The organism is Micromonospora radicis, from assembly GCF_003583405.1.
Lineage (GTDB): Bacteria > Actinomycetota > Actinomycetes > Mycobacteriales > Micromonosporaceae > Micromonospora > Micromonospora radicis.
This window is the reverse complement of sequence record NZ_QXEC01000004.1, coordinates 115,667-142,409: the sequence shown is the minus strand read 5'-3', so window position 1 is coordinate 142,409 and position 26,743 is coordinate 115,667. Positions and strand designations below refer to the sequence as shown.

At 72.3% G+C, this 26,743-nt stretch carries 25 protein-coding genes and 2 pseudogenes; 12 read left to right on the top strand and 15 right to left on the bottom strand.

What is annotated here, in order from left to right:
* Positions 1-69: 69 nt before the first annotated feature.
* Both D2L64_RS06595 and D2L64_RS06590 read left to right on the top strand, forming a co-directional pair.
* Positions 70-891 carry a DUF3152 domain-containing protein gene (locus tag D2L64_RS06595; protein ID WP_119573804.1) on the top strand — a complete coding sequence of 274 codons (822 nt, stop codon included), beginning with the start codon at positions 70-72 and terminating at the stop codon, positions 889-891.
* Between the two features lie 115 nt (positions 892-1,006).
* Complete coding sequence (locus D2L64_RS06590; protein WP_119573803.1) at positions 1,007-2,239, top strand: MFS transporter; 1,233 nt, start codon at positions 1,007-1,009, stop codon at positions 2,237-2,239.
* A gap of 63 nt (positions 2,240-2,302) precedes the next feature.
* On the opposite strand, the gene D2L64_RS06585 is transcribed toward D2L64_RS06590, so the two are convergent.
* From D2L64_RS06585 to D2L64_RS06575, 3 genes are all read right to left on the bottom strand, one after another.
* Positions 2,303-2,725, bottom strand: coding sequence for a roadblock/LC7 domain-containing protein (locus D2L64_RS06585; protein WP_119573802.1), 423 nt, complete (start codon positions 2,723-2,725; stop codon positions 2,303-2,305).
* Positions 2,722-5,232, bottom strand: coding sequence for a sensor histidine kinase (locus D2L64_RS06580; RefSeq protein ID WP_233558807.1), 2,511 nt, complete (start codon positions 5,230-5,232; stop codon positions 2,722-2,724). The genes D2L64_RS06585 and D2L64_RS06580 overlap by 4 nt, the downstream gene beginning before the upstream one ends.
* 125 nt (positions 5,233-5,357) lie before the next feature.
* The gene (locus D2L64_RS06575) at positions 5,358-6,743 is read right to left on the bottom strand and encodes an FGGY family carbohydrate kinase (RefSeq protein WP_119573800.1); all 1,386 of its coding nucleotides are present in this window, start codon (positions 6,741-6,743) and stop codon (positions 5,358-5,360) included.
* 254 nt (positions 6,744-6,997) lie between these two features.
* Between D2L64_RS06575 and D2L64_RS06570 the strand changes: the two genes are divergently transcribed.
* Positions 6,998-8,920 carry a chorismate-binding protein gene (locus D2L64_RS06570; RefSeq protein ID WP_119573799.1) on the top strand — a complete coding sequence of 641 codons (1,923 nt, stop codon included), beginning with the start codon at positions 6,998-7,000 and terminating at the stop codon, positions 8,918-8,920.
* Between the two features lie 86 nt (positions 8,921-9,006).
* Here the strand turns inward: D2L64_RS06570 and wrbA are convergent, their stop codons facing one another.
* Complete coding sequence (gene wrbA / locus D2L64_RS06565; RefSeq protein ID WP_119573798.1) at positions 9,007-9,624, bottom strand: NAD(P)H:quinone oxidoreductase; 618 nt, start codon at positions 9,622-9,624, stop codon at positions 9,007-9,009.
* 244 nt (positions 9,625-9,868) lie between these two features.
* Here wrbA and D2L64_RS06560 point away from each other — a divergent pair, with 244 nt between their 5' ends.
* Genes D2L64_RS06560 through D2L64_RS06550 form a run of 3 tightly spaced genes read left to right on the top strand, consistent with a single transcriptional unit; the run spans position 9,869 to position 11,528 of the window.
* Entirely contained in the window at positions 9,869-10,357 is a 489-nt protein-coding gene (locus D2L64_RS06560) for a GNAT family N-acetyltransferase (RefSeq protein ID WP_119573797.1), read from the top strand.
* A gap of 40 nt (positions 10,358-10,397) precedes the next feature.
* Complete coding sequence (locus D2L64_RS06555; protein ID WP_407663059.1) at positions 10,398-10,985, top strand: HAD family hydrolase; 588 nt, start codon at positions 10,398-10,400, stop codon at positions 10,983-10,985.
* Positions 10,986-11,006: 21 nt separating this feature from the next.
* Complete coding sequence (locus D2L64_RS06550; RefSeq protein WP_233558806.1) at positions 11,007-11,528, top strand: DNA glycosylase AlkZ-like family protein; 522 nt, start codon at positions 11,007-11,009, stop codon at positions 11,526-11,528.
* Between the two features lie 42 nt (positions 11,529-11,570).
* On the opposite strand, the gene D2L64_RS06545 is transcribed toward D2L64_RS06550, so the two are convergent.
* Positions 11,571-12,167: a maleylpyruvate isomerase family mycothiol-dependent enzyme gene (locus tag D2L64_RS06545; RefSeq protein WP_119573795.1), complete on the bottom strand. Its 597-nt coding sequence runs from the start codon at positions 12,165-12,167 to the stop codon at positions 11,571-11,573.
* A gap of 79 nt (positions 12,168-12,246) precedes the next feature.
* Positions 12,247-12,660, bottom strand: a complete 414-nt coding sequence (locus tag D2L64_RS06540) for a pyridoxamine 5'-phosphate oxidase family protein (RefSeq protein ID WP_119573794.1) — start codon at positions 12,658-12,660, stop codon at positions 12,247-12,249.
* Positions 12,661-12,782: 122 nt separating this feature from the next.
* On the opposite strand from D2L64_RS06540, the gene D2L64_RS06535 reads away from it, so the two are divergent.
* Positions 12,783-13,799 carry an NAD-dependent epimerase/dehydratase family protein gene (locus tag D2L64_RS06535; protein WP_119573793.1) on the top strand — a complete coding sequence of 339 codons (1,017 nt, stop codon included), beginning with the start codon at positions 12,783-12,785 and terminating at the stop codon, positions 13,797-13,799.
* Positions 13,800-13,923: 124 nt separating this feature from the next.
* Here D2L64_RS06535 and D2L64_RS06530 read toward each other — a convergent pair whose 3' ends face one another.
* A complete protein-coding gene (locus D2L64_RS06530) occupies positions 13,924-14,133 on the bottom strand; it encodes a DUF397 domain-containing protein (protein ID WP_119573792.1) in 210 nt (69 codons plus the stop codon).
* A 354-nt stretch (positions 14,134-14,487) separates the two neighbouring features.
* Positions 14,488-15,168: a class I SAM-dependent DNA methyltransferase gene (locus D2L64_RS06520; protein WP_233558805.1), complete on the bottom strand. Its 681-nt coding sequence runs from the start codon at positions 15,166-15,168 to the stop codon at positions 14,488-14,490.
* Between the two features lie 154 nt (positions 15,169-15,322).
* Between D2L64_RS06520 and D2L64_RS06515 the strand changes: the two genes are divergently transcribed.
* A complete protein-coding gene (locus D2L64_RS06515) occupies positions 15,323-17,086 on the top strand; it encodes an L-lactate permease (RefSeq protein ID WP_119573790.1) in 1,764 nt (587 codons plus the stop codon).
* 44 nt (positions 17,087-17,130) lie between these two features.
* Here the strand turns inward: D2L64_RS06515 and D2L64_RS06510 are convergent, their stop codons facing one another.
* Positions 17,131-17,796 (bottom strand): class I SAM-dependent DNA methyltransferase, encoded by a 666-nt coding sequence (locus tag D2L64_RS06510; RefSeq protein ID WP_233558804.1) that lies wholly within the window; start codon positions 17,794-17,796, stop codon positions 17,131-17,133.
* 204 nt (positions 17,797-18,000) lie between these two features.
* Between D2L64_RS06510 and D2L64_RS06505 the strand changes: the two genes are divergently transcribed.
* Complete coding sequence (locus tag D2L64_RS06505) at positions 18,001-18,645, top strand: DNA alkylation repair protein (protein ID WP_119573904.1); 645 nt, start codon at positions 18,001-18,003, stop codon at positions 18,643-18,645.
* 77 nt (positions 18,646-18,722) lie between these two features.
* Complete coding sequence (locus D2L64_RS06500; protein WP_233558802.1) at positions 18,723-19,541, top strand: class I SAM-dependent methyltransferase; 819 nt, start codon at positions 18,723-18,725, stop codon at positions 19,539-19,541.
* A 118-nt stretch (positions 19,542-19,659) separates the two neighbouring features.
* Here D2L64_RS06500 and D2L64_RS06495 read toward each other — a convergent pair.
* The 6 genes and pseudogenes from D2L64_RS06495 to D2L64_RS06470 all read right to left on the bottom strand — a co-directional run.
* Positions 19,660-19,809 (bottom strand): annotated as a pseudogene (locus tag D2L64_RS06495) (ABC transporter permease); the annotation flags it as partial.
* A gap of 5 nt (positions 19,810-19,814) precedes the next feature.
* Positions 19,815-20,452 (bottom strand): annotated as a pseudogene (locus D2L64_RS06490) (ABC transporter ATP-binding protein); the annotation flags it as partial.
* A 370-nt stretch (positions 20,453-20,822) separates the two neighbouring features.
* Complete coding sequence (locus tag D2L64_RS06485) at positions 20,823-22,031, bottom strand: ABC transporter ATP-binding protein (protein ID WP_119573788.1); 1,209 nt, start codon at positions 22,029-22,031, stop codon at positions 20,823-20,825.
* An 11-nt stretch (positions 22,032-22,042) separates the two neighbouring features.
* The gene (locus tag D2L64_RS06480; protein WP_119573787.1) at positions 22,043-22,876 is read right to left on the bottom strand and encodes a carbohydrate ABC transporter permease; all 834 of its coding nucleotides are present in this window, start codon (positions 22,874-22,876) and stop codon (positions 22,043-22,045) included.
* A gap of 1 nt (position 22,877) precedes the next feature.
* Entirely contained in the window at positions 22,878-23,879 is a 1,002-nt protein-coding gene (locus tag D2L64_RS06475) for a carbohydrate ABC transporter permease (protein ID WP_119573786.1), read from the bottom strand.
* A complete protein-coding gene (locus tag D2L64_RS06470; protein ID WP_119573785.1) occupies positions 23,876-25,141 on the bottom strand; it encodes an ABC transporter substrate-binding protein in 1,266 nt (421 codons plus the stop codon). Before D2L64_RS06470 ends, D2L64_RS06475 begins: the two co-directional genes overlap by 4 nt.
* A gap of 301 nt (positions 25,142-25,442) precedes the next feature.
* Between D2L64_RS06470 and D2L64_RS06465 the strand changes: the two genes are divergently transcribed.
* On the top strand, positions 25,443-26,021 hold the full coding sequence (locus D2L64_RS06465; RefSeq protein ID WP_119573903.1) for a DsbA family protein: 579 nt from the start codon (positions 25,443-25,445) through the stop codon (positions 26,019-26,021).
* A 264-nt stretch (positions 26,022-26,285) separates the two neighbouring features.
* Positions 26,286-26,717, top strand: coding sequence for a RusA family crossover junction endodeoxyribonuclease (locus D2L64_RS06460; RefSeq protein ID WP_119573902.1), 432 nt, complete (start codon positions 26,286-26,288; stop codon positions 26,715-26,717).
* The last annotated feature ends 26 nt before the right edge of the window (positions 26,718-26,743 follow it).

The window sequence follows — 26,743 nt, the reverse complement described above, 5'->3', positions numbered from 1 at the left end:
ACTTTCCGCATTCACGGGTCGTCTTCCTCTCCGCCTGCCCACCCCGGGTCAGGCGGAACAGGGAGAACCATGAACCCGCACGCCCCTCGCCTGCCGGCCCACCGGAACCGGCTCCGGCTGGTGGCCGCACCGCTGGTCACCGTAGTGCTGGCCGGTTGCGCGCCGGCCGCCACCGTCGCGCCCACCACGACCGCCCGGCCCACGTCGCCGGCCGCGCCCGCCAAGCCGGCCGCCGGGGCGACGCCGGCCGGCACGCGAAGCTCGGCGGCACCGCCACCGGTCGGCTACCCGGCCCGGGGCGGCAACCGGTGGGACGTCGCCGACGGCGAGGCGGCGCCAGGATCGGGGCCGGGCCAGCTGCTGCACTACCGGGTGGCGGTGGAGCGCGACATCCGCGGTATCCGGTCGACCGAGTTCGCCGCCGAGGTCAGCGAGATCCTCTCCGACCCGCGGGGCTGGACCGCGGGCGGGCAGTGGCGGCTGCGCCGGGTCGGCCCGGACCAGCGCACCGACTTCACCGTCTACCTGGCCACCCCCGGCACCCGTGACCTGCTCTGCCAGGACACCCCGGACGGCTACACCTCCTGCCGTAACGGCAACCGCGTGGTCCTCAACGTGGCCCGCTGGGTCAAGGGCGCGCCCGGCTTCGGCCCGGACCTCGCCCAGTACCGCCGGTACGTGGTCAACCACGAGGTCGGCCACCGGCTGGGCATGGGGCACGAGCTGTGCCCGGGGCGGGGCCGACCGGCACCGGTGATGCAGCAGCAGACCCTTGGCCTGCACGGCTGCACGCCCAACGGCCTGCCCTACCTGGACGGCCGCCGCTACTCCGGCCGGCCCGGCGCCTACGACGATCCGATCCCGCCGCGGGAACGGGGTCTGGGCGGCTGAGCCCACCTGGCTCGGTGCCGTCGGCACCGAGCCAGGCGCCGGACGGGTCGGCCGCGTGGGCCGACCCGCCACCGGCCGGCTAGTCGGCGGGTGGGCACCCGGGTAGGGTCGCCGCGTGGACGAGAAACGCCAGCCACTGGGCCGCCCGTTCTGGACGTTCTGGAGCGCCGCCGCGCTGGCCAACCTCGGTGACGGCATCCGGGTTGCCGCCTTCCCGCTGCTGGCCGCGGCGCTCACCGACGACCCGTTGGCCGTGGCCGCCGTGGCCGCCGCCCAGTTCCTGCCCTGGCTCGTCTCCGGCCTGCTGGCCGGTGCTCTCGCCGACCGCCGCGGCTTCCGTACGCTGCTGGCCGCCGCCGACACCGGCCGGGTCGTCGTACTGGCCACCCTCGCCGCCGCGGTCGCCCTGGGCTCGGCCACCATCGCCCTGGTCGTGGTCGCCGCGTTCCTGCTCGGCGTCGGCGAGACCGTCCGCGACACCGCCGCCCAGACCGCAGTACCCCGGCTCGTCGCCGACGCCCAGTTGGAGAAGGCCAACGGGCGGCTGGTGGCCGGTGAGATCGTCGGCAACGAGTTCGTCGGCCCGCCGGTGGGTGCGCTGCTGTTCGTCCTGGGCGCCGCCATCCCGTTCGCGGTCAACGGCGCCGCCCTGGCGCTGGCGGTGATGCTGGTGCTCGCCCTGCCGCTGACGCTGTCCCGGCGGCCCGCCGACGACGGTGCCACCGCCCCGGCCGGTGCCGACGACGGCATCCTGGCCGGCCTGCGCTGGCTGGTGCGCCAGCCGATGCTGCGTACGCTGGTGCTGGTCACCGCCGCCGTGGCCGCGGCCGACACCACCTGGTTCGCGATCTTCGTGCTCTACGCCCGGGACGCGCTCGGCCTCGGTGCGTTCGGCTTCGGGCTGCTACTCGCCACCGGCGCGGCCGGCGGGCTGCTCGGTTCGTTCGCCGCCGACCGGCTGGTCGCCCGGTTCCGCCACCGCACGGTGCTCACCTGGTCGATGGCGGTCACCGCCGGCGTACCGGCGCTGCTGGCCGTCGTCCCCGACCGGGCGGTGGCGGTGGTCGTGGTGGTCGCCACCAGCGCCGCGTTCGCCGTGCTCAACGTCGCCGCCCTGTCGATCCGGCAACGCCTGGTGCCGGGCGGACTGCTGGGTCGGGTGATCGCCGCGTCCCGACTGGTCACCTACAGCTGCACCGCGCTCGGTGCGCTGGCCGGGGGTGCGCTGGCCGCGTACGCCGGCCTCGGTGCGCCGTTCGTGTTCAGCGGCGCCGTAGCCGTGGCCGCCACCGCGGCCTGGTGGCTCGCCTCCCGGCCGGACACCCCGGGCGTCCTCGGCCTGCGCTGACCTGGATGCCAGAAGGGCCCCCGCTGGCACCTCAGGCGTCGAGCGGGGGCCCTTCCTCACGACTCACCGGGGCAGGGCCTGCTGAAGTTCGGCGCGTAGGGCGGGGGTGAGCATCTCCCCCGCCTGCTTGGCGAGGCGGGCCATCTCGTAACCCACCACGCCGATGTCGGCGTCCGCCGCGGCGAGGGTGGCCAGGATCGAACCGTCGCGCACCTGCATCACCAGGAAGTAGCCACGGCCCATCTCGACGACGGTCTGCTTGACCACGTCACCGTCGAACATCTGGGCCGCACCGGCGGTGATGCTCATCAGGCCCGAGGTCACCGCGGCCAGCTTGTCGGCGTGGTCGCGCGGCAGGTTGTCCGAGATGGCGACCAACAGTCCGTCGGAGGACACCACGACGGCGTGGGCCACTCCCGGCACCCGCTCCGCGAACGCGCTGACCAGCCAGCTCAGATCCCGAGCTTCCTGCGACAACGTGGTCACCTTCGTCCCCCTTCACTCCATGTCCCCGGCGGCGGCACGGGTATTTCTCTGGTTTCCTCGGCCTCGGCCCGCCGCACACCGCTGTAGAGCCGCGACAACATGCCGCCGACCGCCTCCGGATCCGGCTCGTGCCGGGCCGGTTGCTGCTGGTCCGGGCGAGCCGACTGGGTCACCGCGCTCAACTGCGCCATCGGTACGCGTACCGGCAGGCCACGGGAGTTGGTCCCGGCAGTCACCGGCACTGCCGGCGGGGCCGGCGTTCCGGCGCCGTTCGCCGACGCGGCCGGCGACGGTCCCTCCCGCGACCACCAGCCACCACCCTGATCCGCGGTCGTCGCGGCGGGCGCGAGGACGTCTTCGGCGCGTACCGGCACCGGGTGGGCCTGCCGCGGCACGGTGGTGGGCCGCCGGCCGGCCACCGGCAGGTCCACCGGCCCCGGGTCGCGTGGCGCACTCGGGCGGGTACCCGGCAGCACCCGCGGTGAGGGCGGCGGGTCCAGGCTCGGCGGCGGCGCGGCGGCGAGCATCGAACCGGGCAGCCGGACCCGGGCCAGCAGGCCACCGGCGCCGCCGTGCAACCGGACCTCGATGCCGTGCCGGGCCGCCAGGTGGCTGACCACGAACAGGCCCATCCGCTCGACCGTCGCCACGTCCGCCGCGGGCGGCCGGGCCAGTACGGCGTTGGCCTCGGCCAGCGCGGTCGGGCTCATGCCCAGCCCCTGGTCGGCGATCTCGATCACCGCGCCGGGGCCCTCGGCCCGGGCCATCACCTGCACGATCGTGTCCGGGCGGGAGAAGGCGGTGGCGTTCTCCAGCAGCTCGGCGAGCAGGTGCACCAGTTCACCCACGGCGTGCCCGACGACGTGCAGGTCGGCCACCGCCTCGTGCCGGATCCGCTGGTACTGCTCGATCTCCGCGCTGGCGGCCAGCAGCACCGCGCTCAGCCCGATCGGCCGGTTCCACCGCCGGGTCGACTCGGTACCGGCCAGCACCAGCAGGCTCTCGTCGTTACGACGCATGCGGGCGGCGAGGTGGTCCAGCTTGAACAGGTTCTCCAGCTGGTCGGGGTCGCCCTCCTCGCGTTCCAGGTCGTCGAGCAGTTCCAGTTGCCGCTCCACCAGCACCTGACTACGCCGGGCCAGGTTGACGAACATGGCGTTGACGTTGCGCCGCATGTTCGCCTGCTCGACCGCCACCCCGACCGCGCTGCGGTGCACCGCGACGAACGCCTCGGCCAGTTCACCGATCTCGTCGAGGGAGCGCACCACCGCCGGGGACACCTCGATGTGGGGTACCCCGCCGGAGACCGACCGCAGCCGGGCCAGCGCCTCGGGCAGCTCGATCTGCGCGATGCGCAGGGCCTGCGAGCGCAGCAACCGGATCGACCGGGCCAGCGACCGACCGATCAGCACCGAGATCAGCACCGCCACCAGCAGCACCGTGATGATGACACCGACCACCGTCAGCGTCTCGCGCAGCTGGACGGCGCTGGCGGTGTCCGCCTGCCTCGCCGAGTCCTCCAGCACCCCGGCCTCGAACTCCCGCAGCAGATCGTGGCGGGCCTCACTGAACGTCCACCAGTCGTCCTCGGCCAGCAGCGTCAGCGCCGTCGGGTTCTGGGTCAGCGCCCGCTCCTCCAACCGGGCGGCCCGGATGAACGCGTCCTCCTGGCTCATCTGGTCGTAGCGGGTCACCTGCGCGTTGCTCGCCGCGATGCGGAAGGTACCCAACGCGGTGAGCTGCCGCGAGCGCAGGTCGTTGAGCTGGACCCGGTCGTCGTCCTCGTACGCACCGGCGCGGGCCGCCGCGTACAGCTCGGCGCGGACCCGCGAGGAGAGTTCCTTGGCCCGGGCGAACTGCACGTAGCGCAGCACCGCGTCGGACAACTCGGGCCGGTCGGCACCCGGTGACGGCTTCGCCAGCAGGATCAGCAGCGATTCGACGGCCCGGTGGTAGTTGCCCAGGATGGTGTCGCTGCTGAGCACCACGGTGGACATCACGTTGCGGGTGTAGCCGACCTGCTGGTACGCCTGGAATGCCACCGTGTAGGTGTCCTCCCAGGAGGCGTCCGCGTCGGCCAGCGGCTCGGCCGCCCGGCGCAGCGCCTGCGCCGCCTCGTCGGCGGCCTCGCGGTACGGCGTCAGCGTGGCCAGTACCTCGTCGCTCTCCTCCGCGCTGGTGGCGCTGCGCAGCGCGGACAGTTCCCCGGCGGTCCGGTCACGCTCCTGTTGCAGGCGGTGCACCAGTTGGGAGATCTCCCGCCCGATGCCGACCTGGGCGGCGAAGTCGCTCAGCGTGCTGGCCCGGCCGACCAGGCTCTGGGTCTGCACGCCGGCCAGGACCAGGAAGGCGACCGACGGGATGACCAGCACCGTGGCAAGCTTGGTCCGCATCCGCCAGTCCTGCAACCGCAGGGGTGAGCGGCGCCGGTGGGCCACCACGCGGACGTCGAACCGACGTCGACGGTGCTGTGACACCGTCTGCGTCTGGTCCGATTCTGCTGCCACGAACTCCTCCTCCCACGCGTCCGCCGCGACCCGGGGAAGCGCCGTCCATCCAACCAGGCCCCGGGGCAGTGTCAACGTCCTGCCCTTCGGTGGCGGCTCGCCGAGGGCACCCACCGGGCGCCACCCTATGTCGTGGTGGGCGAGGATTGATCATCCGTCTGGCCGATGTCGGCCAACGCGACGGCGTCGGCGATGCGGCCGCAGGCCACCAGGGCCGCGCCGGTGGCGCCGATCTCCGGATGCCGGCCGAACCGTACCCGCCGGGGGGCCAGCGCCACGGCGAACGCCTGCCGCCACCACGTCGAGGCCGCCATCGCGCCGCCACCGAGGACCACCTCCACCGGCGCCCCGACGGTCGACTCCAGCGCCGTCAGGTCGTCGACGACCTGGTCACAGACCCCGCGCATCAGCCCGGCCAGCAGCTCCACCGCGGTGGTGCCGAAGCCCAACCCGCGCAGTTCGCCGGAGCCGGCACGCTGGTTGCCGGGGGGCCGGTCGCCGCCGAAGCCGATGTTCGCCGGCCGTCCGCCGTCGGGCGGCAGCCGCCGCAGCGCCGCCTCCAGGGCCGCGCCGGTGGGCAACCGCAGCTCCCGCTCGGCCCACGCGTACAGGTTCCCACCGGAGGAGTACGCCGCCCCGGTGACCACGTGCTCGTGGTCGACGCGGTAGCGCCACAGTCGCTGGGGCAGCGGCGGCAGTGGGGCACCGGCGGGCATCCGTTGCAGCAGCCGTACCGCCGAGGAGGTGCCGACGGTCACCGCCGCCCGGGTCTGGTCGACACAGCCGGAACCGACGTTGGAGGCGGCACCGTCACCGATCGGGGTGCTCCACCGGGCGTCGGCGAGCGCGGGCCACCGTCGGGCGTACTCGGCGCGGAGCCGGCCGTGCCAGCCCGGCGGGGCCAGTTCCGGCAGTTCCCCGCCGCCGACCCCGGCCAGCGCGCAGGCCTCGGCGTCCCAGTCCAACGTGCACAGGTCCAGCAGGCCGGTGCCGGAGGCCTGCGACATCGACATCGGCGCCGCGGTGAGCAACTGCTCCAGCACGTACTCGACCAGGCCGGTGAAGCGGGCCACCGCGCCACCGGTGTGTGCCCGCAGCCAGGGCAGCCGCGCCGACCAGTAGCAGCGGTGCCACCAGGTACCGGTGCGCTGGTGGAAGGCGTCCGGGTCAGTCGGTCCGGGCTGCCCCGGTGGCAGTTCGGCCCTGGTGTCCAGCCAGGTCAGCACGGGCCCGAGCGGCTGGCCGTCACCGCCCAGCGGCACCACCGAGTGCCACTGCGCGCTGATCGCCACCAGTTCCACCTCGCGCAGCCAGCCCGCCTGGCTCAGCTCGTCCAGGCATTCGACGAGGCAGGCCAGGTAGCGGCTGGCGTCGAGGGTGCCGGTGCCGTCGTCGGCGACGGTCAGCTCCACCCGGCGGCGGGCCAACGCCCCGGGCAGCGGCTGGATGTCGTCGTCCAGCACGAGCCCACGCACGGAGGAGGTGCCCAGGTCCAGCGCGAGAATGTTCATCGCGGTCAACGTACCCAATGAGTCGAGGACGCCCAACGCCTCCGCGCGCCGGGTACGCCGATCGGCTTCCCCGCCGTACCCGCGGCGCGTAGGGTGGGCGCATGCCCGCGCGACTGTCCTGCTGGTGGCCCGCCGACCCGGCGGCCCACCCCCGCGCGTAGCTTCCCGCACGCGGCCGCCCGACGAGGCGGCCGCCGGTCAGCTCCCGGCCCCGTGGGCCGCCCCCGACGGCGGCACCCGGCCCGAGGAGACCGATGAACCCGCCGACCGACCTGACCGACCTGCTCGCCGCTCTCGCGGCAGGCGTCGACCCGGGCCCGTTCGCCCTGGTCCGCCGCGACGGCGCCACCCACCTCGACCTGTTCACCGGCCCGGTGCGCACGGTCGACCGGCTCGCCGACCTCCCGCTACCCGCCGGTCCGGCGGGCCCGGCGACGCTCGCCCTGGTGCCGTTCCGGCAGGTCGCGGAGCGGGGTTTCGCCTGTGTCGACGACGGCGTACCGCTGGAGTGCCTACGCGTGGACCGCCGGGCCCGGCTGCCGTTGGCCGACGTCCTCGACGTCCTGCCCGACGAACCGGTACGCACCAGTGACGCGGCCTTCGACCGCTCCGACGACGAGTACGCCGGCATCGTGGCCCGGGTGCTCGGCGAGGAGATCGGCCGGGGCGAGGGCGCCAACTTCGTCATCCACCGCACCCTGCACGCCCGGGTCCAGGGTGCGCCGCTGACCGCCGCGCTGGCCGCGCTGCGCTGCCTGCTGCTGCGCGAACGCGGCGCGTACTGGACGTTCGTGGTGCACACCGGCGCCCGCACGCTGGTCGGTGCCAGTCCCGAGCGGCATGTCAGCGTGGACGACGGCCTGGTGATGATGAACCCGATCAGCGGCACCTTCCGGCACGGCGGGGCACCGGCGGACCGGGCGGCGTTGCTGCGTTTCCTCGCCGACGCCAAGGAGGTCGAGGAGCTGTACATGGTCCTCGACGAGGAACTGAAGATGATGGCCAGGGTCGCCGAGCAGGGCGGGCAGGTGGTCGGGCCGTACCTGAAGGAGATGTCGCACCTGGCGCACACCGAGTACCTGCTCGCCGGGCGGGGCACCATGGACGTGCGGGACGTGCTGCGGGAGACGATGTTCGCGCCGACGGTGACCGGCAGCCCGATGGAGAACGCCTGCCGGGTGATCGCCCGATACGAGCGCACCGGCCGCCGCTACTACGCGGGGGTGCTGGCCCTGCTCGGTCACGACGAGGACGGGCGGCAGACCCTCGACGCGCCGATCCTCATCCGGACCGCCGAGATCTCCCCGGACGGCACGCTGCGGGTGCCGGTCGGCGCCACCCTGGTCCGGCACTCCACCCCGGCGGCCGAGGTCGCCGAGACCCACGCCAAGGCCGCCGGGATACTGGCCGCCCTCGGCCTGGGACCGCAGGCACCGGCCGCCGACGCCGGACCGGTACGGCGGCTGGCCGACGACCCGCAGGTCCGCGCGGCGTTGGCCGCCCGCAACGCGCCGCTGGCCCGGTTCTGGTTGGACCAGCGGCTCCCGGGCGCGCTGGCCGTGCCGACGCTGACCGGCCGCCGGGCCCTGATCGTCGACGGTGAGGACACCTTCACCGCGATGCTGGCGCACCAGTTGGGCGCGTTGGGGCTGGCGGTGACCGTCGTGCCGTGGCACGCCGAGGCGCCGGTCGTCGGGTACGACCTGGTGGTGGTCGGGCCCGGCCCCGGCGATCCGAACGGCGACACCCCGAAGATGCGGACCCTGCGGGCCCTGCTGCGCGCGTTGCTGGACGGCGGCCGCCCGACGCTCGCGGTCTGCCTCGGCCACCAACTCCTGGCCGGGCTGCTCGGCCTGCGGGTGGACCGCCGGGCCGCGCCCTACCAGGGGCTGCAACGCACCGTCGGGCTGTTCGGTACGCCCCGACGACTCGGCTTCTACGCCACCTTCACCGCCCGCGCCACCGCCGACCGGCAGGACGGCCCGTACGGTCCGGTCGAGCTGGCCCGCGACGAGACCGATGGGGCGGTGCACGCGCTGCGCGGACGGGGCTTCGCCGGGGTGCAGTTCCACCCCGAGTCCGTGCTCAGTCCGGACGGCCTGGCCGTGCTGGTCGACCTGCTCCGGGAGCTGCTGCCGGCACCGGCCGGCGAACTCTCCCCCGCCGGGCAGGCATAGCCGGGCCGATCCCGGGTAGCGCTGTGGACAGCCGGTGGCCCGGGCGGGTTCGAGAGCCCCCGCCCGGGCCACTGGTCCGTCCGGTCTCAGCCGGCCAGGCCCTGCTTGACCGCCGCGCCGATCCGCACCGCCCGCTTGGCGGTCAGCGCCGTCGCGGACAGCGCGACGTGGTCCGGGGCCGTCTCCCCGTTGTTGCTGGTGTGCGACGCGCCGTACGGGTTGCCGGCGACGAACTGGCTGGGGTCGGTGTAGCCGGGGGTGACCACGATCCCACCCCAGTGGTAGAAGACGTGGAACAGCGACAACAGCGTCGACTCCTGCCCACCGTGCTGGGTCGCGGTGGAGGTGAACGCCGAGTAGACCTTGTTCGCCAGCGCCCCCTGCGCCCACAGCGGCCCGGTGGTGTCGATGAACTGCTTGAGCTGGGCGGCGACCAGACCGTACCGGGTCGGCGAGCCGAACAGCACCACGTCGGCCCAGCTCAGGTCGTCGGGCTGGGCCTCGTCGACGTCCTGGGTCTCCAGCCGGTGCGCCGCCCAGCCGGAGTTGGCGCGGATCGCCTCGTCCGGCGCCAGCTCCCGCACCTTGCGCAGGCGTACCTCCGCCCCCGCGTCGCCCGCGGCCTCGCACGCCGCCTGGGCCATCTGGTACGTGATGCCGGTCGCGCTGTAGTAGATCACCGCCACCTTGACCTGTGCCGCCATTCGGATGTCCCTCCCTTGTTCGTCGTAAGCCTCGGCGACTACCCGATGTTTGCGGCGACAAACATCGGCGGCGTCTCCGGTCGCCGGACGACCCTGTTCCGTACAGCGGTCGACGGTCACCGCCGCGGCGACTCGTCCTGCGCGAACGCCAGCCGCCCCACGATGGCGGCCGGTCTGCGCCGAGCCGTACGGCGGGCGGGTAACCCACTGGTCCGCGACGCTGGCCGGGTGGCATGCTCGCGGCATGGAGATCAGGATCGCGACGGCCGGGGACTGGCCGGGGATCTGGCCCTTCCTGCGCGAGATCGTCGCGGCCGGTGAGACGTACACCTGGCCGCGCGACGTCGACGAGCAGCGCGCCCGGGACATGTGGCTGGTGCCGGCGCCCGGCCGTACCGTGGTCGCGGTCGGCCCCGACGGCACCGTGCTCGGTTCGGCGAAGCTCACCCCCAACCAGCTCGGCCCCGGCGCCCACGTCGCCAACGCCAGCTTCATGGTGGCCCCGGCGGCGGCCGGGCGCGGCATCGGCCGGGCCCTCGGCCGGTACGTGCTCGACCTGGCCCGCGCCGACGGTTACCGGGCGATGCAGTTCAACGCCGTGGTGGCCAGCAACACCCACGCGGTGTCGCTGTGGCGCTCGCTCGGGTTCGAGGTGGTCGGCCGGATCCCCGAGGGATTCCGGCACCCGGACGCGGGCTACGGCGACCTGCTCGTGATGTACCAGCGGCTCTGATCCGGGCGGCCCGGCGAGGCCGGATAGCCTGGGCCGCGTGATGCTCCCCCTGCCATCCGGCGACTTCCAGGCGTACCTGTTCGACTGCGACGGCACCATCGTCGACTCGATGCCCCAGCACTACACGGCCTGGCGGCAGGCCCTCGACGAGTGGGGCTGTGAGTTCCCCGAGGAGTTGTTCTACGCCTGGGCCGGGCGGCCGACCGCCGACATCGTCGCCGCCCTCAACGACCAGCAGCGGCTGAACATGCCGCTGGAGACCGTGGTCGCCCGCCGCGAGGCGCTGTTCCAGCAGTTGCTGCCCACGGCCGCCGGCATCCCCGGGGTGTTGCACCACATCGACGACGCGCACGGGCGGATCCCGTTCGCGGTGGTCTCCGGCAGCACCCGCGAGGCGGTCACCGCCTCCCTCGACGCGCTGGGCATCCTCGACCGCTTCGACGTGTTGGTCTGTGCCGGCGACTACACCCGCCCGAAACCGGACCCGGAGCCGTTCCTGCGCGCCGCCGAACTGCTCGGCGTACCGCCGCGCTCCTGCCTGGTCTTCGAGGACGCCGACCTGGGCATCGAGGCGGCCACCGCCGCCGGCATGGCCGCGGTCCGGGTGCCGCAGCCCCGCCAGGGCTGACTTGCTCAAGTTATCCGCAAGTTGCCCCGGTCACAGTTCTCGACGGCGGCGGCAGGCGACATCCTGAGAGGGACCGGTGCCGGCGATTCGGTCGGCACCGGCGAACCTGAACGGGGGATCGCGCTCCGCCACCAACGACGCTGGCGTAGCGCGATCAGGGGGCGGCCCACCGTCGCGGTCGACGGCGTCGAGGCGGTACTGCATCCGCCGCTGTTGGACGCGCCCCGGGTGCCGGTGGACGACGTGCTGGTGCTGCCCGGCTTCGACGAGTACCTGCTCGGCTTCAAGGACCGCACGCTGATGCTGGACCCCGCGCACAAGCAGGCCGTCATCCCCGGCGGCAACGGCGTCTTCCAGGCCACCGTGGTGGTCGGTGGCCGGGTCGTCGGCACCTGGAAACGCACCCTGGCCAAGACGCGGGTCACGCTGGCCGTGCGGCCCCTGGTCGACCTCGACCAGTCCCGCCGGGCGCGGGTCGAGCAGGCGCTCGGCCGGTACGCCGACTTCCTCGCCCTGCCACCGCGCTTCACCTGGGCGGACTGACCCGCACCGCCACGGCGGCCACATCGAGGGCGGGGCGCCGGGTCAGCGTCGGGGCAGGGTTCGGCCGTCGGGCAGCACGCGACCGGCCAGCAGTGCCACCAGCGCACCCCGGTCGGCCCGGACCAGCCGACCGTTCCCCCAGCCCCAGCCGTCGTCGGTGGCGGCCAACCGTAGTCCGGTCGGGTTCACCCCGAAGACGGCGCCCTCGGCGGCGGTGAGCTGGTCGAGCAGGGCGGTCACCGCCTCCGGCGGTGCGGTCGGGGGCCGCCCGAGCGCGACGGTCACGTCCAGGGAGTGGACGACCGCGTGACTCAACGCACCGGCGGCGCCACCACCCGGCGGCCGCCAGGCGTGCAGGAGCGGTGCACGGAGCTGGTCGAGCAGCACCTCGGCCGGCAGCGACCCGTCCCGCGCGGCCACCGCGTCGGAGAGGGCGGTGAAGTCGCCGCCGGCCGCCGCCAGCTCCGCACCGAACTGCTCGGCGGTCAGCCGGGCCGGCATCGTCACGTGTGCGACCACATGACGGACGAGCCACCTGTCGCACAACGACGGCGCGTCCCACGCCTCGGCGGGCGCGGCGGCGAGAAGCTCGGCGAGCCGTACGTACGTCGGCCCCACCCATCCCTGCGGTTCGGTCATGCTCGTGCTCCGTAAGGTCCGTTCGGATCATGGCAAGAAGTGCCCCCAGGGCGACCTCCCACCAAGATCCGCTTGGGTGTCAGGCGGTGAAGCGGTTGAGCTTGTCGGGGTGGAGGAGGATGCGGACGACTGTGCTGTCGCGCCACTGCTCGATCAGGGCCTGGTACTTCGGGTCGTGCGAGACGCCGTAGCGGTCGGCGAGTCGGGCCGCGAGTTCGGCACCGCCCTGATCGTGGAGGGTGACCTCGCCTTCGGTCGCCACCCAGTGTTCGGGCTCGCCGGGTGGTGCCGCGACGACGACGGAGGCACGGGGCCGCTCCCGAAGGCGGTCGAGCTTCGGCGCCCCCGGCTCCGAGAACATCGCCAGGTCACCGGCGTCGGTCACCTCGAACCACACCGGGCGCGGCGCGGGCCAACGACCGGCGCGGGGCGCCACGGTGAGGAAGGCGTACAACGGTCGGGCGAGCAGAGCAAGATCCTCGTCGCGGAACATACCGCCCAGCCTACGACCGCCACCCGGTCCGGCTGGTCGACGCGGGCTGGTGCGCTGGTGGGCATTCTGCCCAGGGCGAAGATCCTTGGCCGGTACGGTGGTCCGCTGCTTGGCTGGCGGACATGAAGATGCTGGTGCTGGGCGGGACGGCGTGGCTCGGTCGGGAGGTGGCCCGGCAGGCCGTCGAGCGGGGGCACGCGGTCACCTGCCTGGCCCGTGGCGAGAGCGGCGCGGTGCCACCCGGCGCGGTCCTGGTCCGCGCCGACCGCACGGATCCCGGCGCGTACGAGGCGCTGCGTGACCAGCGCTGGGACGCCGTCGTCGAGGTGTCTTGGCAGCCCGGCTTCGTCCGCGAGGCGCTGCGGGCCCTGGGCGACCGGGCGCGACACTGGAGCTACGTCTCCTCGGTCAGCGCCTACGCCGGCCACGACACACCCGGCGCCGACGAGTCGGCGGCCACCCTGCCGGCGACGGTGTCCGACGTGGTCGACCACGAGGAGTACGGTGCGGCGAAGGTGGCCTGCGAGCAGCTCTGCGCGGCGCGGGTGGGCGACCGGCTGCTGGTGGCCCGCGCCGGCCTGATCGGCGGCCCCGGCGACCACAGTGGTCGCTCCGGCTACTGGGTCGCCCGCGCCGCCCGCGACCCCGCGACGCCGATGCTGGTACCACGCACCCCCGACCTGCCCACCCAGGTCGTCGACGTCCGCGACCTGGCCGGTTGGCTGCTGGACCGCGCAGAGTCCGGGACGGTCGGCACGTTCGACGCGGTCGGACCGGTGGTGCCGTTCGGCGAGTGGGTCGCCCGGTCCCGTGAGGTGGGCGGGCACACCGGTCCGGTCGTCGACGTCGACCCGGACTGGCTGGTGGCCCGGGACGTAGCCCAGTACATGGGTCCGGAGTCGCTGCCGATGTGGCTGGTCGAGCCCGGCTGGCTGGGCTGGTCGGCGCGCAGCGGGGCGGCGGCCGCCGCCGCCGGGCTGCGCCACCGGCCGCGCGTCGACCTGTTGCGCGACACCCTCACCTGGGAACGCGCGGCGGGCCTGCACCGGGACCGGCGAGCCGGACTGAGCGCCGGCCGGGAGGCCGAGCTACTGGAAGCGTGGGCGCAGCAGGCCGGTCCACCGGAACCCGGCGCCTGACCACCCGGCGCGCGACAGCGGTTCATGGGTGCGGCGTCACCGGCGGTGAACTCGTTGAGTGCCGGCTGAGCCACCGGGCGGACCGCACCGAGTTCGCCGCCCCGCTCGATAACCGGCTGGCTGGTCAGGCGAGCGGGTCGCCGGCCTTGGCCAGGCTCACGAAGCGCCGCCACGCTACCGGCGGGAAGCAGAGCGTCGCACCGTCGCGGTCCTTGGAGTCACGGACCAGGACGACGCCGGAAGGATTGTCGGCGACCTCGACGCAGTCACCGCCGTTGTTGCCGCTCTTGCTGCTCTTGCTGCTCTTGCGCCACCGAGCGCCGGTCAGCTCCACAGCCCGATCCTGGTCCGGGTGATCCGCGAGCTGACCGAGCGGCAGACGTACCCGGCCTGGGCCTGGATCGACTGCTACGAGCTCGACCGGCACGGCGACGCGACGCAGAAGCGCCAGTTGTACGTGATGCCGGCAAGGCTGCGGCCGGTGCACGTACCTCCAGTTCCGTACCCCGCACGTCGCCCCGCGCCCCGCCCCGCGCCGGGGCCGTCCGGGCGGCCGGGTGAACGCCGACGCGTGGCGTGCCGCCCACCTGGCGTTGCCGGGCCTGCGGAAGCGGGTGGCCGTCACCGCCGGTTCACCGACTGGGTGCCGGCCAGCAGGTAGCCGCCGATGTCGGTGGCTCGGGTCGGCTCAGCGGGCCTCGGCCAGCAGACTAGCGTGCTCGTCGCGTTCGGAGTCCCGGGCGGGGCGGACCATCCGGCGCACCTCGCGCAGCCCGACCGCCGCGAGTTGGGCGGCGACCTGGTCGGCGCGGTAGCAGTGCCGCTCCAACTGGATCTCGTGACCGAACCGGCGGTACGCCCCGGACACGTCGCGGATCCCCTCGCCGGACTGGAAGCCGACGAGCAGATGTCCGCCGGGGCGGAGCACCCGGGCGGCCTCGGCGAAGATCCGCGGCTGGCCGGCGGGCGGGGTGTGGATGATCGAGTACCAGAGCAGCACCCCGTCGAACCGGTGGTCCGGGTAGGGCAGGTCGGTCAGCGATCCCACCGCGAAGGCGAGGTCCGGGTTGGCCCGCCGGGCCATGGTGATCATGCCGGGCGACAGGTCGACGCCCTGGACCCGGCAGCCCCGGTCGGCGAGGTAACGGCTCATCCGGCCGGTGCCGCACCCCGCGTCGAGCACCCGCGCGGCACCGCCGGCCGGTACCGCGTCGGCGAACGCGTCGATCATCGCGAGGTCGAGGGGCGCCTCCCCCCGGGTGTCCGGGAGGTAGGCGGCGTAGTCCTCGGCCACGGTGTCGTAGGCGCGCCGTACGCCCGCGTAACCGTCAGTCGTCGAGGCGGGGGATCCACCGGGCGGGAAGCTCACGGCCGCATCATCGCACCACCGTCGCCGCTTCGGGGCCCCTCGTCGTGCGGACACTGCGCAATCTCGAAGAAGCTGCGGCGGATCCGGCCGGGCACACTGGGCGCACTCTCGAACGGCGATCGGCCGGCCGACGTGTTGCTCCCCGGAGGTGCGCGTGTACCGCCCGACCCTGGACCCGCTCGCCGACTCGCTGGCGTGGAGCGCCCTCGTCGCCGGGCTGCCGATCGTCACGCTGTTCCTGCTGCTCGGCGTGCTGCGGGTCCGGGCGTGGTTGGCCGCGCTCGGCGCGCTCGCCGTCGCGCTGCTGGTCTCCGTCGTGGCGTACTCGATGCCCACCGGGCAGGCGCTGCTCACCGCGAGCCAGGGCGCGACGTTCGCGCTGTTCCCGCTCGTCTGGACGTTCGGCACCGCCATCTGGATCTACCGGATGACCGTGACGAGTGGACACTTCGACGTGCTCCGGCGCTCGTTCGCCCGGGTCAGCGACGACCAGCAGGTACAGGCGCTGGTGATCGCGTTCTGCTTCGGTTCCCTGCTGGAGGGGCTGGCCGGGCAGGGCACCCCGGTCGCGATCACCACGGTAATGCTGCTGGCGCTGGGCTTCCGTCCGATGAAGGCGGCCACCGTGGCACTGGTGGCCAACACCGTACCGGCCGCGTTCGGGCCGCTCGGCCTGCCGATCACCACGCTGGCCCGGGTGACCGACCTGCCGACGGACGAGCTGGGCGCGATGGCCGGGCGTCAGGTACCGGTGATCGCGCTGTTCATTCCGCTACTGCTGGTCGGCATGGTCGGCGGGCGACGGGGGCTGCGCCGGACCTGGCACGTGGCCCTCGCCTGCGGCCTGTCGTTCGCGCTGGCCCAGTTCCTCACCTCGAACTACTTCGCGATGGCCCTGGCCGACATCGTCGCCGGGCTGGTCAGCGCCGTGGTGGTGACCGTGACCGCGCGGGTGTGGCCGCCCCGGCGCGACGACGAACCGGTGGTCGACGGCGCCGAACTCGGCGCGTCCGCTCCGCCGACCCGGCCCGACGGACCGCTTGGACTCGACGGACCGAGCGGAACCGGTGGACCGGCCACGCTGGCCGGGGCGAGCGGATCCGGCGGGGCGGGCGGGACTGCGGACCGCGCGGTGTCCGTCGCCGGTCGCCCGGACCCGGCGGCGCACCCGCCGGACACCGCCGTCGAGGTGTGGCGGGCGTACGCGCCGTACCTGGTGATCGTGGCGATCTTCGGCCTGTCGCAGGTGCCGGTGGTCGCGGACGCGCTCAACGCGGTCACCGTCACCTTCAACTGGCCGGGACTGCACCTGCTGACCGCGTCGGGCGGGCCGTCGACGCTGCCGGTCTTCCGGTTCAACTGGCTCTCCTCCACCGGCACGCTGCTGGTCCTCGCCGGCCTGGTGACGATGGCGATCCTGCGGGTCACTCCGCGCGCCGCGCTGGTCGCGTACGGGCAGACGTTGTCCTCGCTGCGTTGGGCGATCCTCACCGTGTGTGGACTGCTGGCGCTGGCGTTCGTGATGAACGGCAGCGGACAGACCGCGACGCTGGGCACCTGGATGGCCGGGGCGGGTGGCCTGTTCGCGCTGCTCTCGCCGATCCTCGGCTGGCTGGGTGTGGCGCTCACCGGCTCGGACACCTCGTCCAACTCGCTGTTCGGCGCGCTCCAGGTCACCGCCGCGCAGCGCGCCGGCCTGGACCCGGTGCTGCTCGCCGCGGCCAACGCCTCCGGCGGCGTGGTCGGAAAGATGATCTCGTTGCAGAACCTGACGATCGCGGCGAGCGCGGTGGGGCTCAGCGGCCGGGAGGGCGACCTGTTCCGCCGCATGTTCGGCTGGAGCGTGGTGTTGATCTGCGCGATGGCGTTGCTGGTCGGCTTGCAGGCGACGCCGGTGCTGAGCTGGATGGTGCCGTAGTGACTCCGCCGGAATGCGGCACGTCGAGGTCGGCCCGCGTCAACTCACCGGGCTTCGGCCAGCACCGCCGCGTGGTCGTCCCGTTCCGTGTCCCGGGCCCGTCGTACCATCCGGCCCACCTCGCGTAGCCCGACCGCCGCCAACTCGGCCGCGACCTGGTCGGCGAGGTAGAGGTGGCGGTCAAGCTGGATCTCGTGGCCGAACCGGCGGTACGCCGGGGCCACGTCGCGAATCCCTTCGCCGGACTGGAACCCGACGAGCAGGTGCCCACCCGGACGGAGCACCCGGGCGGCCTCCGCGAAGATGCGCGACTGGCCGGCAGGCGGCGTGTGGATGATCGAGTACCACAGCAGTACGCCAGCGAACCGGTCGTTCGGATACGGCAGCTCCGTCAACGAGCCCACGGCGAACGCCAGATCCGGGTTGTCCCGGCGGGCCATGGCGACCATGCCCGGCGACAGGTCGACCCCCTGCACCCGGCAGCCCCGGTCGGCCAGGTACCGGCTCATCCGGCCGGTGCCGCACCCGGCGTCGAGCACCCGCGCGTCCTCGCCGGGCGGAATCGCCTCGGCGAACGCGTCGACCATGGCGAGATCGAGTGACGCCTCCGCCCGGGTGTCCGGGAAGTAGGCGGCGTAGTCCGCTGCCACGGTGTCGTAGGCACGCCGTACGCCAGGGAAGTCACCGGGGGCGGAAACCGCGTAAGACACCGCCGAATCATCGCATCACCCCCGCCACTCGGCGCGACACTCCTTCCGGGGTGCGCTTGGTGTCGGTGGCAGTCGATACAGTCCGACATCGGCATGTCGACCGCCACGACCGCCGCGGATCAGGGCAAGGGAAGACCGGGCGTGGCCAGCTTGCAGGTGTGAGGTCAGGAGACAGCGGTGACGGATACGACGGTGGCCGAGGTGATGGCCGAGTTGGCCGCGCTTGAGGACCCAAGGACGCACGAGGTGAACCGCCGGCACGGTGACGACCACGGCGTCAACCTCGGCAAACTGCGGGCGCTCGCGAAGCGGTTGAAGACACAGCAGGAGCTCGCGCGCCAACTCTGGCAGACCGACGACAGCGCGGCGAGACTGCTGGCGCTCCTCGTCTGCCGACCGAAGGCGTTCGGGCGCGACGAGTTGGACGTGATGGTGCGCGAGGCGCGCACCCCCAAGGTGCACGACTGGCTCGTCAACTACGTGGTGAAGAAGAGCCCGCACGCCGAGGAGCTACGCCGGGCCTGGTCCGCCGATCCGGACCCGGTGGTCGCGAGTGCCGGCTGGGCGTTGACCACCGAGCGGGTGGCCAAGAAGCCGGAAGGGCTCGACCTCGCGGGGCTGCTGGAGGTCGTCGAGGCGCAGATGAAGAACGCCCCGGATCGGCTGCAATGGGCGATGAACCACTGCCTGGCTCAGATCGGCATCGAGCACGCCGAGCACCGCAACCGGGCGATCGACATCGGTGAACGCCTGGAGGTCCTCAAGGACTACCCGACTCCCCCGGGCTGCACGTCGCCGTTCGCGCCCATCTGGATCAACGAGATGGTGCGCAGACAGCAGGACAAGTAACTCTGCTGGTGCACATCTGGACGGCGCGGGTGCGTCCGCTCCCGGCCGGGCCGCTCGATCAGTCCAGCCTGCGCGACGTGAAGGGAAGACCAGCCACCATGACCGACACCAACCGGGAGGCGCTACGCACCACGTTCGGTCAGGACGCCGAACTCTACGACCGGTGCCGTCCCACCTATCCACCGCAGCTGTTCACCGACCTCTCCACGCTCGCCGGTCTCGGTCCACACGCTCGGGTGCTGGAGATCGGATGCGGCACCGGCCAGGCGACCCTGCCCCTGGCCCAGCGGGGATGCCATGTCGTCGCGATGGACCTCAGCCCCGCCATGGCCGCCGTCGCTCGACGCAATCTCGCACAGTTCCCGAACGTCACAGTCGTGGCGGCGGCGTTCGAGGACTGGCAGCCTTCGGACGGAACCTTCGACGCGATTCTCTCCGCTACCGCGTTCCACTGGCTCGACCCCGACGTACGCATGATCAAGGCAGCTGACCTGCTGCGTCCCGGCGGGGCCCTCGGCATCGTGTCGACCCACCACATCGCTGGCGGGACGAACGCCTTCTTCGCCGACGCGCAACGATGCTACGAACGCTTCGACCCCACCACACCGCCCGGCATGCGCCTGACGACCGATGACGAGACCGCCGAGGAGACAGCAGAGTTCGACCGATCGGCACGATTCGGGCCAGTCGAATTCCGGCGCTACGAGTGGCAACAGACCTACCCGACCCACGAGTACCTGAACCTGCTCATGACCTACTCCAACCATCGCGCCATGGCACCGCAGGTACGCACCGGTCTGTTCGCGTGCATCACTCACCTGATCGACGACGTCTACAACGGAGAGATCACCAAGCAGTACCGGACCCGGCTCGCGATCGCGCACAAGACACCGTGACTCGGCTCGGCTCCGGGTGAGCGGCCGGGGACGTACCCGGTATGTGGTCGGACGTGGCTGCGGGGCGGGCGGCGTGACGGTGCAGGGCTCGCGCTCGCTATCCGGGTCCACCCGGTCCAACCGCGCTCGGCGCGATCGGCATGGACTGGAACCGCTCGAAGATGCCGCCCTTCATGTCCAGGAAGAGCCGGTACGCGGTGTAGGAGATGCCCGAGGCGACGGTGATCAGCAGAATGCCGGGCAGCAGGTAGTTCACGTAACTGTCCGACCGAACCGGTCGGCGAACTGTTCGGCCTCGTCGAGGTACTGCGTGGTGAACAGCACCGTCGTGCCCCGCCGGGCAAGGTCCCGGACGGCCTGCCACACCTCAGGTCGCGCCTGCGGATCGAGCCCGGTCGTCGGTTCGTCGAGGAAGATCACCGGAGGATTCCCGATGAGGCTCATCGCGATGTCGAGGCGGCGGCGCATGCCCCCGGAGTACGTCGACACCCTCCGCCTGGCGCGTCGGTAAGTGCGAAGCGGGCCAACAACTCGCCCGCGATCCGGCCCGGATTCCTCACCTGCCGCAGCCGGGCGACCAGCACCAGGTTCTCGCGCCCGCTGAGGATGTCGTCGACGGCCGCGAACTGTCCCGTCGGGCCGATGGACTCCCGCACCTCCGCCGCCTGCGTGGCGACGTCGAACCCAGTCACGATGGCCGTCCCCGCCCCTGGCCGGAGCAGCGTGGACAGGATCCTGACGATGGTCGTCTTACCGGCCCCGTTGGAGCCGAGCAGGGCGAAGACGCTCCCCCGCGCCACATCGAAGTCGACGCCGCGCAGTACGTGCAGTTCCTGGTACGACTGCACCAGGCGCCGCACCTGGATCGCGGGCCCGCTGGCCCGCTCGGTGAGTTGAGATTCCTCGGACATGGCGCCAGCATGCAGGGTTGACGCTGCGTCAAGGTCAAGCCCAAAGCAGCCTCGCTCAGCGGGGCGACCAGGCGGCACCGCTTCCCCGTCAACGCACTCGCAGGGCCGACCGCCCGTGGTCCGACACGAGATCTTGGACAGTTTCCGTTAGTCAAGAACGGAAACTGTCCAAGATCTCGACCGGGGTTCTCGTGAACCAGCCCCGAACCCGCCTCGCCATGGAGCGGCGGGTTTGCGTCAGGCCACCTCGACGCAGTTGCCGCCGCCGGCCCACGACGCCGCCCGGCGACCCACCGACCACGACGCCGCCCGGCGACCCACCGACCACGACGCCGCCCGGCGATCCGCCGACCCACAAGCCGGCCCGGCGTCAGGCAGCCGGGGCGCCCGCCGGGTGGGCCTCGTGCAGGGTGAGGTTCCGGCCGTTCGACGGGTCGAAGAGGTGGATCTTCTCCAGGTTGAACCAGACCCGCCGGTGCTCCCCCTCGGTCACCGTGGACTCCGCCGACAGCCGGGTGACCAGGTTCGAGCCGGCACCGGCGAAGTCGGCGGCACCGGCGTCGGCGGCCAGTTCCTCCAGTTCGGCGGCGGAGGCCCGGCCGCCCTCGACGGTCAGGTAGACGTACTTGTCCGAGCCCATCGACTCGACGATGTCCACCGGCGCGGAGAACTCCGCGCCCCGGCGGCGGGTCTCCTCGTCGACCAGTTCGGCGTCCTCGAAGTGCTCGGGGCGGATGCCGAGGATCAGCTCCCGGGGCGCGTCGGCGCCCTCCAGCTCGCGGCGGATCCGGTCACCGATCGGCACGTCGCCCAGGGCGGTACGCAGCGTGCCCTGCTCGACGGTGGCGGGCAGGAAGTTCATCGACGGCGAGCCGATGAAGCCGGCCACGAAGAGGTTGTTCGGGTGGTCGTACAGTTCCTGCGGCGGGCCGACCTGCTGCACCGCACCGCCTCTCATGATCACCACGCGGTCGCCTAGGGTCATCGCCTCGGTCTGGTCGTGGGTGACGTAGACAGTGGTGGTGCCGAGCTGTTTCTGCAACCGGGACACCACGGTACGCATCTGCACCCGCAGCTTGGCGTCGAGGTTGGACAGCGGCTCGTCCATCAGGAACGCCTTGGGTTGGCGGACGATCGCCCGGCCCATCGCCACCCGCTGCCGCTGCCCGCCGGAGAGGTTGGCCGGCTTGCGGTCCAGCAGCGGGGTCAGCTCCAGGACCTTCGCCGCCTCCGCCACCTTCTGGTCGATGGTGGCGCGATCCAGCTTGGCCAGTCGCAGCGGGAAGGCCATGTTCTCCCGCACCGTCATGTTCGGGTACAGCGCGTAGGACTGGAAGACCATCGCGATGTCCCGGTCCCGGGGCGCCTTGTCGTTGACCCGTTGCCCGTCGATGCGCAGCTCACCGGAGCTGATGTCCTCCAGCCCGGCGATCATGTTGAGGGTGGTGGACTTGCCGCAGCCGGACGGGCCGACCAGGATCACGAACTCGCCGTCGGCGATCTCCAGGTCGACGTCCCGCACCGCCGTGGTGCCGTCCGGGAACTTCTTGCTCACCTTGTCGAGCACGATGTCAGCCACGAGTTTCTCACCTATCCCTTGACGGCGCCGGAGGTCAGGCCGGAGACGATGCGACGCTGGAAGAAGAGGACGAACAGGATGATCGGTACGGTGATCACCACGGCGGCGGCGCAGATCGCCCCGGTCGGATCCTCGAACTGCGAGGCACCGGTGAAGAACGACAGCGCCACCGGCACCGTGCGGGACCGCTCGGTGGAGGTCAGCGAGATGGCGAACAGGAAGTCGTTCCAGCAGAAGATGAAGACCAGGATGGCCGTGGTGAACAGGCCCGGTGCGGCCAGCGGGGCGATCACCCGCCGGAACGCCTGCGCCTGGGTGGCGCCGTCCATCTTGGCCGCCTTCTCCAGGTCCCACGGGATCTGCTTGAAGAACGCCGACAGCGTGTAGATCGCCAACGGCAGCGCGAAGGTGATGTACGGCAGGATCAGGCCCGGCCAGGTGTCGAACAGGCCCAGCTGCCGCTCGATCTCGAACAGCGGCGACACCAGCGACACCTGCGGGAACATCGCGATCAGCAGGGAGACCCCGATCAGCAGCCGCTTGCCGGGGAAGTCCAGCCGGGAGATCGCGTACGCGGCCATCGCGCCGAGCACCACGGCGATCGTGGTGGCGATCATCGCGATGCCGATGGAGTTGACCAGCGCCCGGACGAACTGGTCGGTGGCGAAGATCGTCCGGTAGTTCTCCAGCGTCCACTCCCGGGGGATGAACTTCCCGTCGGTCAGCGTGGCCGGCGTCTTGAACGACAGCGACATGATCCACAGCACCGGGAACAGGGCGAAGGCGACCACGAAGACGTCCAGCAGTCCCCAGCGGAGCTTGGCTCGGGTGGTGGTGTCGGCCATGTCAACGCCTCTCCCCGTCGTCGCTGCCCGGAGCAGCGGTACCGAACAGCTTCACGAAGACGAACGCGATGATCGCCACGGTGATGAAGATCAGCACCGACATCGTCGAGCCGATGCCGAGGTTCAGCCCCCGGATCAGGTTGTTGTACGCGATCATCGACACCGACGACGTGTCGTTCGCCCCGGCGGTGAGCACGTAGATGTTGTCGAAGACCCGGAACGCGTCCAGGGTGCGGAACAGCAACGCCACCAGGATCGCCGGCTTCATCACCGGCAGCATCACCTTGGTGAACCGCTGCCAGGCGGTGGCCCCGTCGGTGGAGGCCGCCTTGAGCAGGTCCTCCGGCACCAACGCCAGCCCCGCCATCAGCAGCAGCGCCATGAACGGCGTGGTCTTCCAGATCTCCGCCAGCATGATGATCGCCAGCGAGCTGGCCCGCTCGGTCAGTGGCGCCCCGTCGGAGAAGAGGTTGGCCAGGTAGCCGGTGCCCGGCGTCCACGCGTACCGCCAGGAGAACGCGGCGACGACCGTGACGATGCCGTACGGGATCAGCGCCGCGGTCCGCACGATGCCCCGGCCGACCAGCGTCCGGTGCATGATCAGCGCCAGGCCCATGCCGAGCACCAGCTCCACCGCGACGGTGACCACCGTGATCAGCATGGTCACCCCGAACGCCGTCCACCAGAACTCGTTGGTCAGCACGGTTACGTAGTTCTGTAGGCCGACGAACTCCCGCTCGGCGGGGAAACGCAGGTCGTAACGCTGCAAGGACAGCCACACCGAGTACAGGATCGGGTAGCCGGTCACCGCGAGCATGACCAGCGCCGCCGGGGCGCACAGCAGCAGACCCAGCCGGCGCTCGGCCCGCTTGTTCTCGCTCAGTGGCGCCCTGCCGCGCCGGTTGGCCCGCTGTGCGGGTACCGCGGCTTGCCGGCCGCCGGTGCGGAGGTCGGCCTCGTCGGCGGCCACGTCCGCGCCGGCCGGGGTCGCGTTGCCGCTCACGGCAGGACTCCCCGGGACTCCAGCGCGTCGGCGATCGCCTCGCGCAGCCGGTCGGCGGTCTCCCGCGGGTCGATCGCCGCTGGCGGCGACAGGATCGCCGAGGTCACCGTCGAGATGCTCTGGTACGCGGGGGTCAACGGCCGGACCGCCGGCTCCCGCAGCTGTTCGAGGATGGTTTCCTTCATCGGGTACGCCTCGTTCATCTCCGGATCGTCGTAGATGCGCTCGATGGTCGGCGGCACCCCGTCGTTGATCGCCGAGAACTTCTGGTTCTCCGCGTTGCGGATGCACTTGGCCGCGTCGAACGACTCGGCCGGGTGCTTCGAGTAGCGGCTGACCGCCAGGTTGATCCCGCCGATGGTCACCCGGCTCGGGGTGCCCGCCTCGACGCCCGGCACCCGGGCCCAGGCCACCTGCTCGGCCAGCTCCGGGTTGGCCTCCTGCATGGCCGGATAGACGAACGGCCAGTTCACCTGGAAGGCACCCGACCCGGACTGGAACTCCAGCCGCACCGGGTCCTCGGTGGCGTTGCTGAACGACGGCGAGGCCACCCCGGAGGTGGCGAAGTTCCGCAGCACCTCCAGCGCCCGTACGGCACCCTCGTCCACCACGGACTCGGTGCCCTCGGCGTTGAGCAGGTTGCCACCGGCGCTGGCGACCAGGGTGTTGAAGAGCACCACCAGGCCCTCGTACTGCGCGCCCATGGTCAACACCTGGTGCGGCCGGTCCTGCTCCTTGAGCCGCTGCGCGGTCGAGATCATCTCGTCCCAGGTGGCCGGTGGCTCCGGCACCAGGTCCTTGCGGTACCACAGCAGTTGGACGTTGGTGTTCTTCGGCGCACCGTAGAGCTTGTCCTCGTACCGGGCGGTGTCCAGCGGCCCCGCGAGGGTGCCATCCTCCACCTCGGCACGGTCGGACCCGGTCCACTCCAGGATCCAGTTCGCGCTGGCGAACTCCTGGGTCCAGGTCACGTCGAGACCGAGCACGTCCATGCCGTCGTCCTCGGCGGCGAGCCGCCGCACCAGCTGCACCCGCTGCTCGTCGGCCTCCCGCGGCAGCACCCGGTTCACGATCCGGTAGCGCCCGTCGGCCTCGGTGTTGCACCGGTCGACCACCTGCTGCAGGTTCTGCTCGGGCGGGTAGTACAGGTTGATCACGGGCGCTCCGGTGTCGTCGCCGGCTGCGCAGGCGGCCAGCGGCGCCACCAACGTCAGCGCCGCGGCCGTCGCCGCCACGCGTACCCGGGGTCGGCGTCTACTCATGCCGGCGCCCCGCCACGCTCGGCAGCGTCGTCCGACGCCACCGCGCCGGGCCTGATGATCCGCTCGCTCATGACCCCTCCCTCGGATCTGCACGGCCGGGGGTACGGGCTCCGTGCCCGGCGCACGGCGAACCGACCAGAGCATCTGGCCTGCTGGTTCACCTGCCCTGGCGGTTCGTGGCTGGAACACTGCCCGAGCTGCGGAGTCACGAAACCTGACCGGAAGCGGCGACCAAAACATCGCGCCTTGTGGCTCAGCTCACACCCCGGCCCGACCCGACCGGCGGCGCTACCCTCGGGTGGTGGACGCCACCTTCTTCTTCGACCCGCTCTGCCCGTGGACCTGGCGTACGTCACGCTGGCTGGTGGCCGTCGCCGACGCCCGTGACCTGCGCATCGAGTGGCGGGCGTTCAGCCTGGCCATCCTCAACGGCGGCGACGTCCCGCCGGAGTACGCCGAGGCGATGACCGCCGCCGGCCGGGCGCTGCGCCTGGTCGAGGCGCTGCGCGCCGAAGGCCGCCACGCCGACGCCGCCCGCTTCTACGCCGAGTTGGGCGCCCGCACCCACGACGCCGGCAACCCGCCGAGCGGCAAGCTGGTCGAAGCCGCCGTCGCGGCGGCCGGGCTCGACGGCCTGGCCGCCGCCCTCGACGACGAACGCTGGGACGAGGCGGTCCACGCCTCGCACGCCCTGGCGTACGGCTCGGCCGGCCCCGACATCGGCTCCCCCGTACTGATGGTCCCCGGCGCCGACCGGGGCCTGCACGGCCCGATCCTGACCGAGGCGCCCGGCACCGACGACGCGCTGGCCCTCTGGGACAACCTCCTCCAGCTGATCCGGATGCCCGCCTTCCACGAGATCAAGCGCGGCCGCCGCTGACCCTGCCCGGCACGTCGACGCGACGGCTCAGCCGACTCGCGGATTCGGTGCCTTCGTACCCGGCGGGTGGCCGACCGGGTGCTACCCGGTGACTCTCGGGTGGACTAGCGTTGCACGGAGCCATCGCCGTGAGCGCGTACGCCGTCGCCGTCGATACGCCACCGGCTGACCCCGATCCGCCCGATCGGTTGGTTCTCGCGGGAACAGCCCCTCACCGGTTCACCGGTTGGGCAGGATCGTCCGCAACGAGGAGGTGCCGTCGTGGTGCAGGACACCCGCGCTCTCGCCCTGACGTTCGAGGTGAGCGGCCTGCCACCGGTCAAGACCGAGGCATTGTCCATCTTCGCCGCCGGACATCGGCAGGCGACGAGGGTACGCGCACTGCTACAGGCCGCCTGCGCGGCAGCACAGCAGACCGGCTGGACGCCGCTGTCCGGCCCGATCGAGGTGGACCTGACCCTGCGCTGTCCACCCGGACGCCGTACCTCCGACGCCAGCACCCTGCTCGGCGGGGTCTGCGCGGTGCTACAGGACAAGAAGCGGGTCGCCAGCATCGGTCTGGCGCACCTGGGCGTCCTGGTCGACGTCGCGCTCTACGACGACGACAAGCAGATCCGCCGGCTGTCCTACCTCGAGGAACCAGCCGAGGACTTCTCGTACCAGGTGCGGGTCGCGTCCGTACCGGATGCGGTTTGACCGACGACTGCGGTGGGGTACCGCAG

Coding starts and splice junctions, on each gene's coding strand:
- D2L64_RS06505 (WP_119573904.1), top strand. CDS start 18,001: ATGGCCGAGTTGGCCGCGCTTGAGGACCCAAGGACGCACGAGGTGAAC.
- D2L64_RS06570 (WP_119573799.1), top strand. CDS start 6,998: ATGAACCCGCCGACCGACCTGACCGACCTGCTCGCCGCTCTCGCGGCA.
- D2L64_RS06535 (WP_119573793.1), top strand. CDS start 12,783: ATGAAGATGCTGGTGCTGGGCGGGACGGCGTGGCTCGGTCGGGAGGTG.
- wrbA (WP_119573798.1), bottom strand. CDS start 9,624: ATGGCGGCACAGGTCAAGGTGGCGGTGATCTACTACAGCGCGACCGGC.
- D2L64_RS06575 (WP_119573800.1), bottom strand. CDS start 6,743: ATGAACATTCTCGCGCTGGACCTGGGCACCTCCTCCGTGCGTGGGCTC.
- D2L64_RS06595 (WP_119573804.1), top strand. CDS start 70: ATGAACCCGCACGCCCCTCGCCTGCCGGCCCACCGGAACCGGCTCCGG.
- D2L64_RS06470 (WP_119573785.1), bottom strand. CDS start 25,141: ATGAGTAGACGCCGACCCCGGGTACGCGTGGCGGCGACGGCCGCGGCG.
- D2L64_RS06480 (WP_119573787.1), bottom strand. CDS start 22,876: ATGGCCGACACCACCACCCGAGCCAAGCTCCGCTGGGGACTGCTGGAC.
- D2L64_RS06545 (WP_119573795.1), bottom strand. CDS start 12,167: ATGACCGAACCGCAGGGATGGGTGGGGCCGACGTACGTACGGCTCGCC.
- D2L64_RS06555 (WP_407663059.1), top strand. CDS start 10,398: ATGCTCCCCCTGCCATCCGGCGACTTCCAGGCGTACCTGTTCGACTGC.
- D2L64_RS06540 (WP_119573794.1), bottom strand. CDS start 12,660: ATGTTCCGCGACGAGGATCTTGCTCTGCTCGCCCGACCGTTGTACGCC.
- D2L64_RS06560 (WP_119573797.1), top strand. CDS start 9,869: ATGGAGATCAGGATCGCGACGGCCGGGGACTGGCCGGGGATCTGGCCC.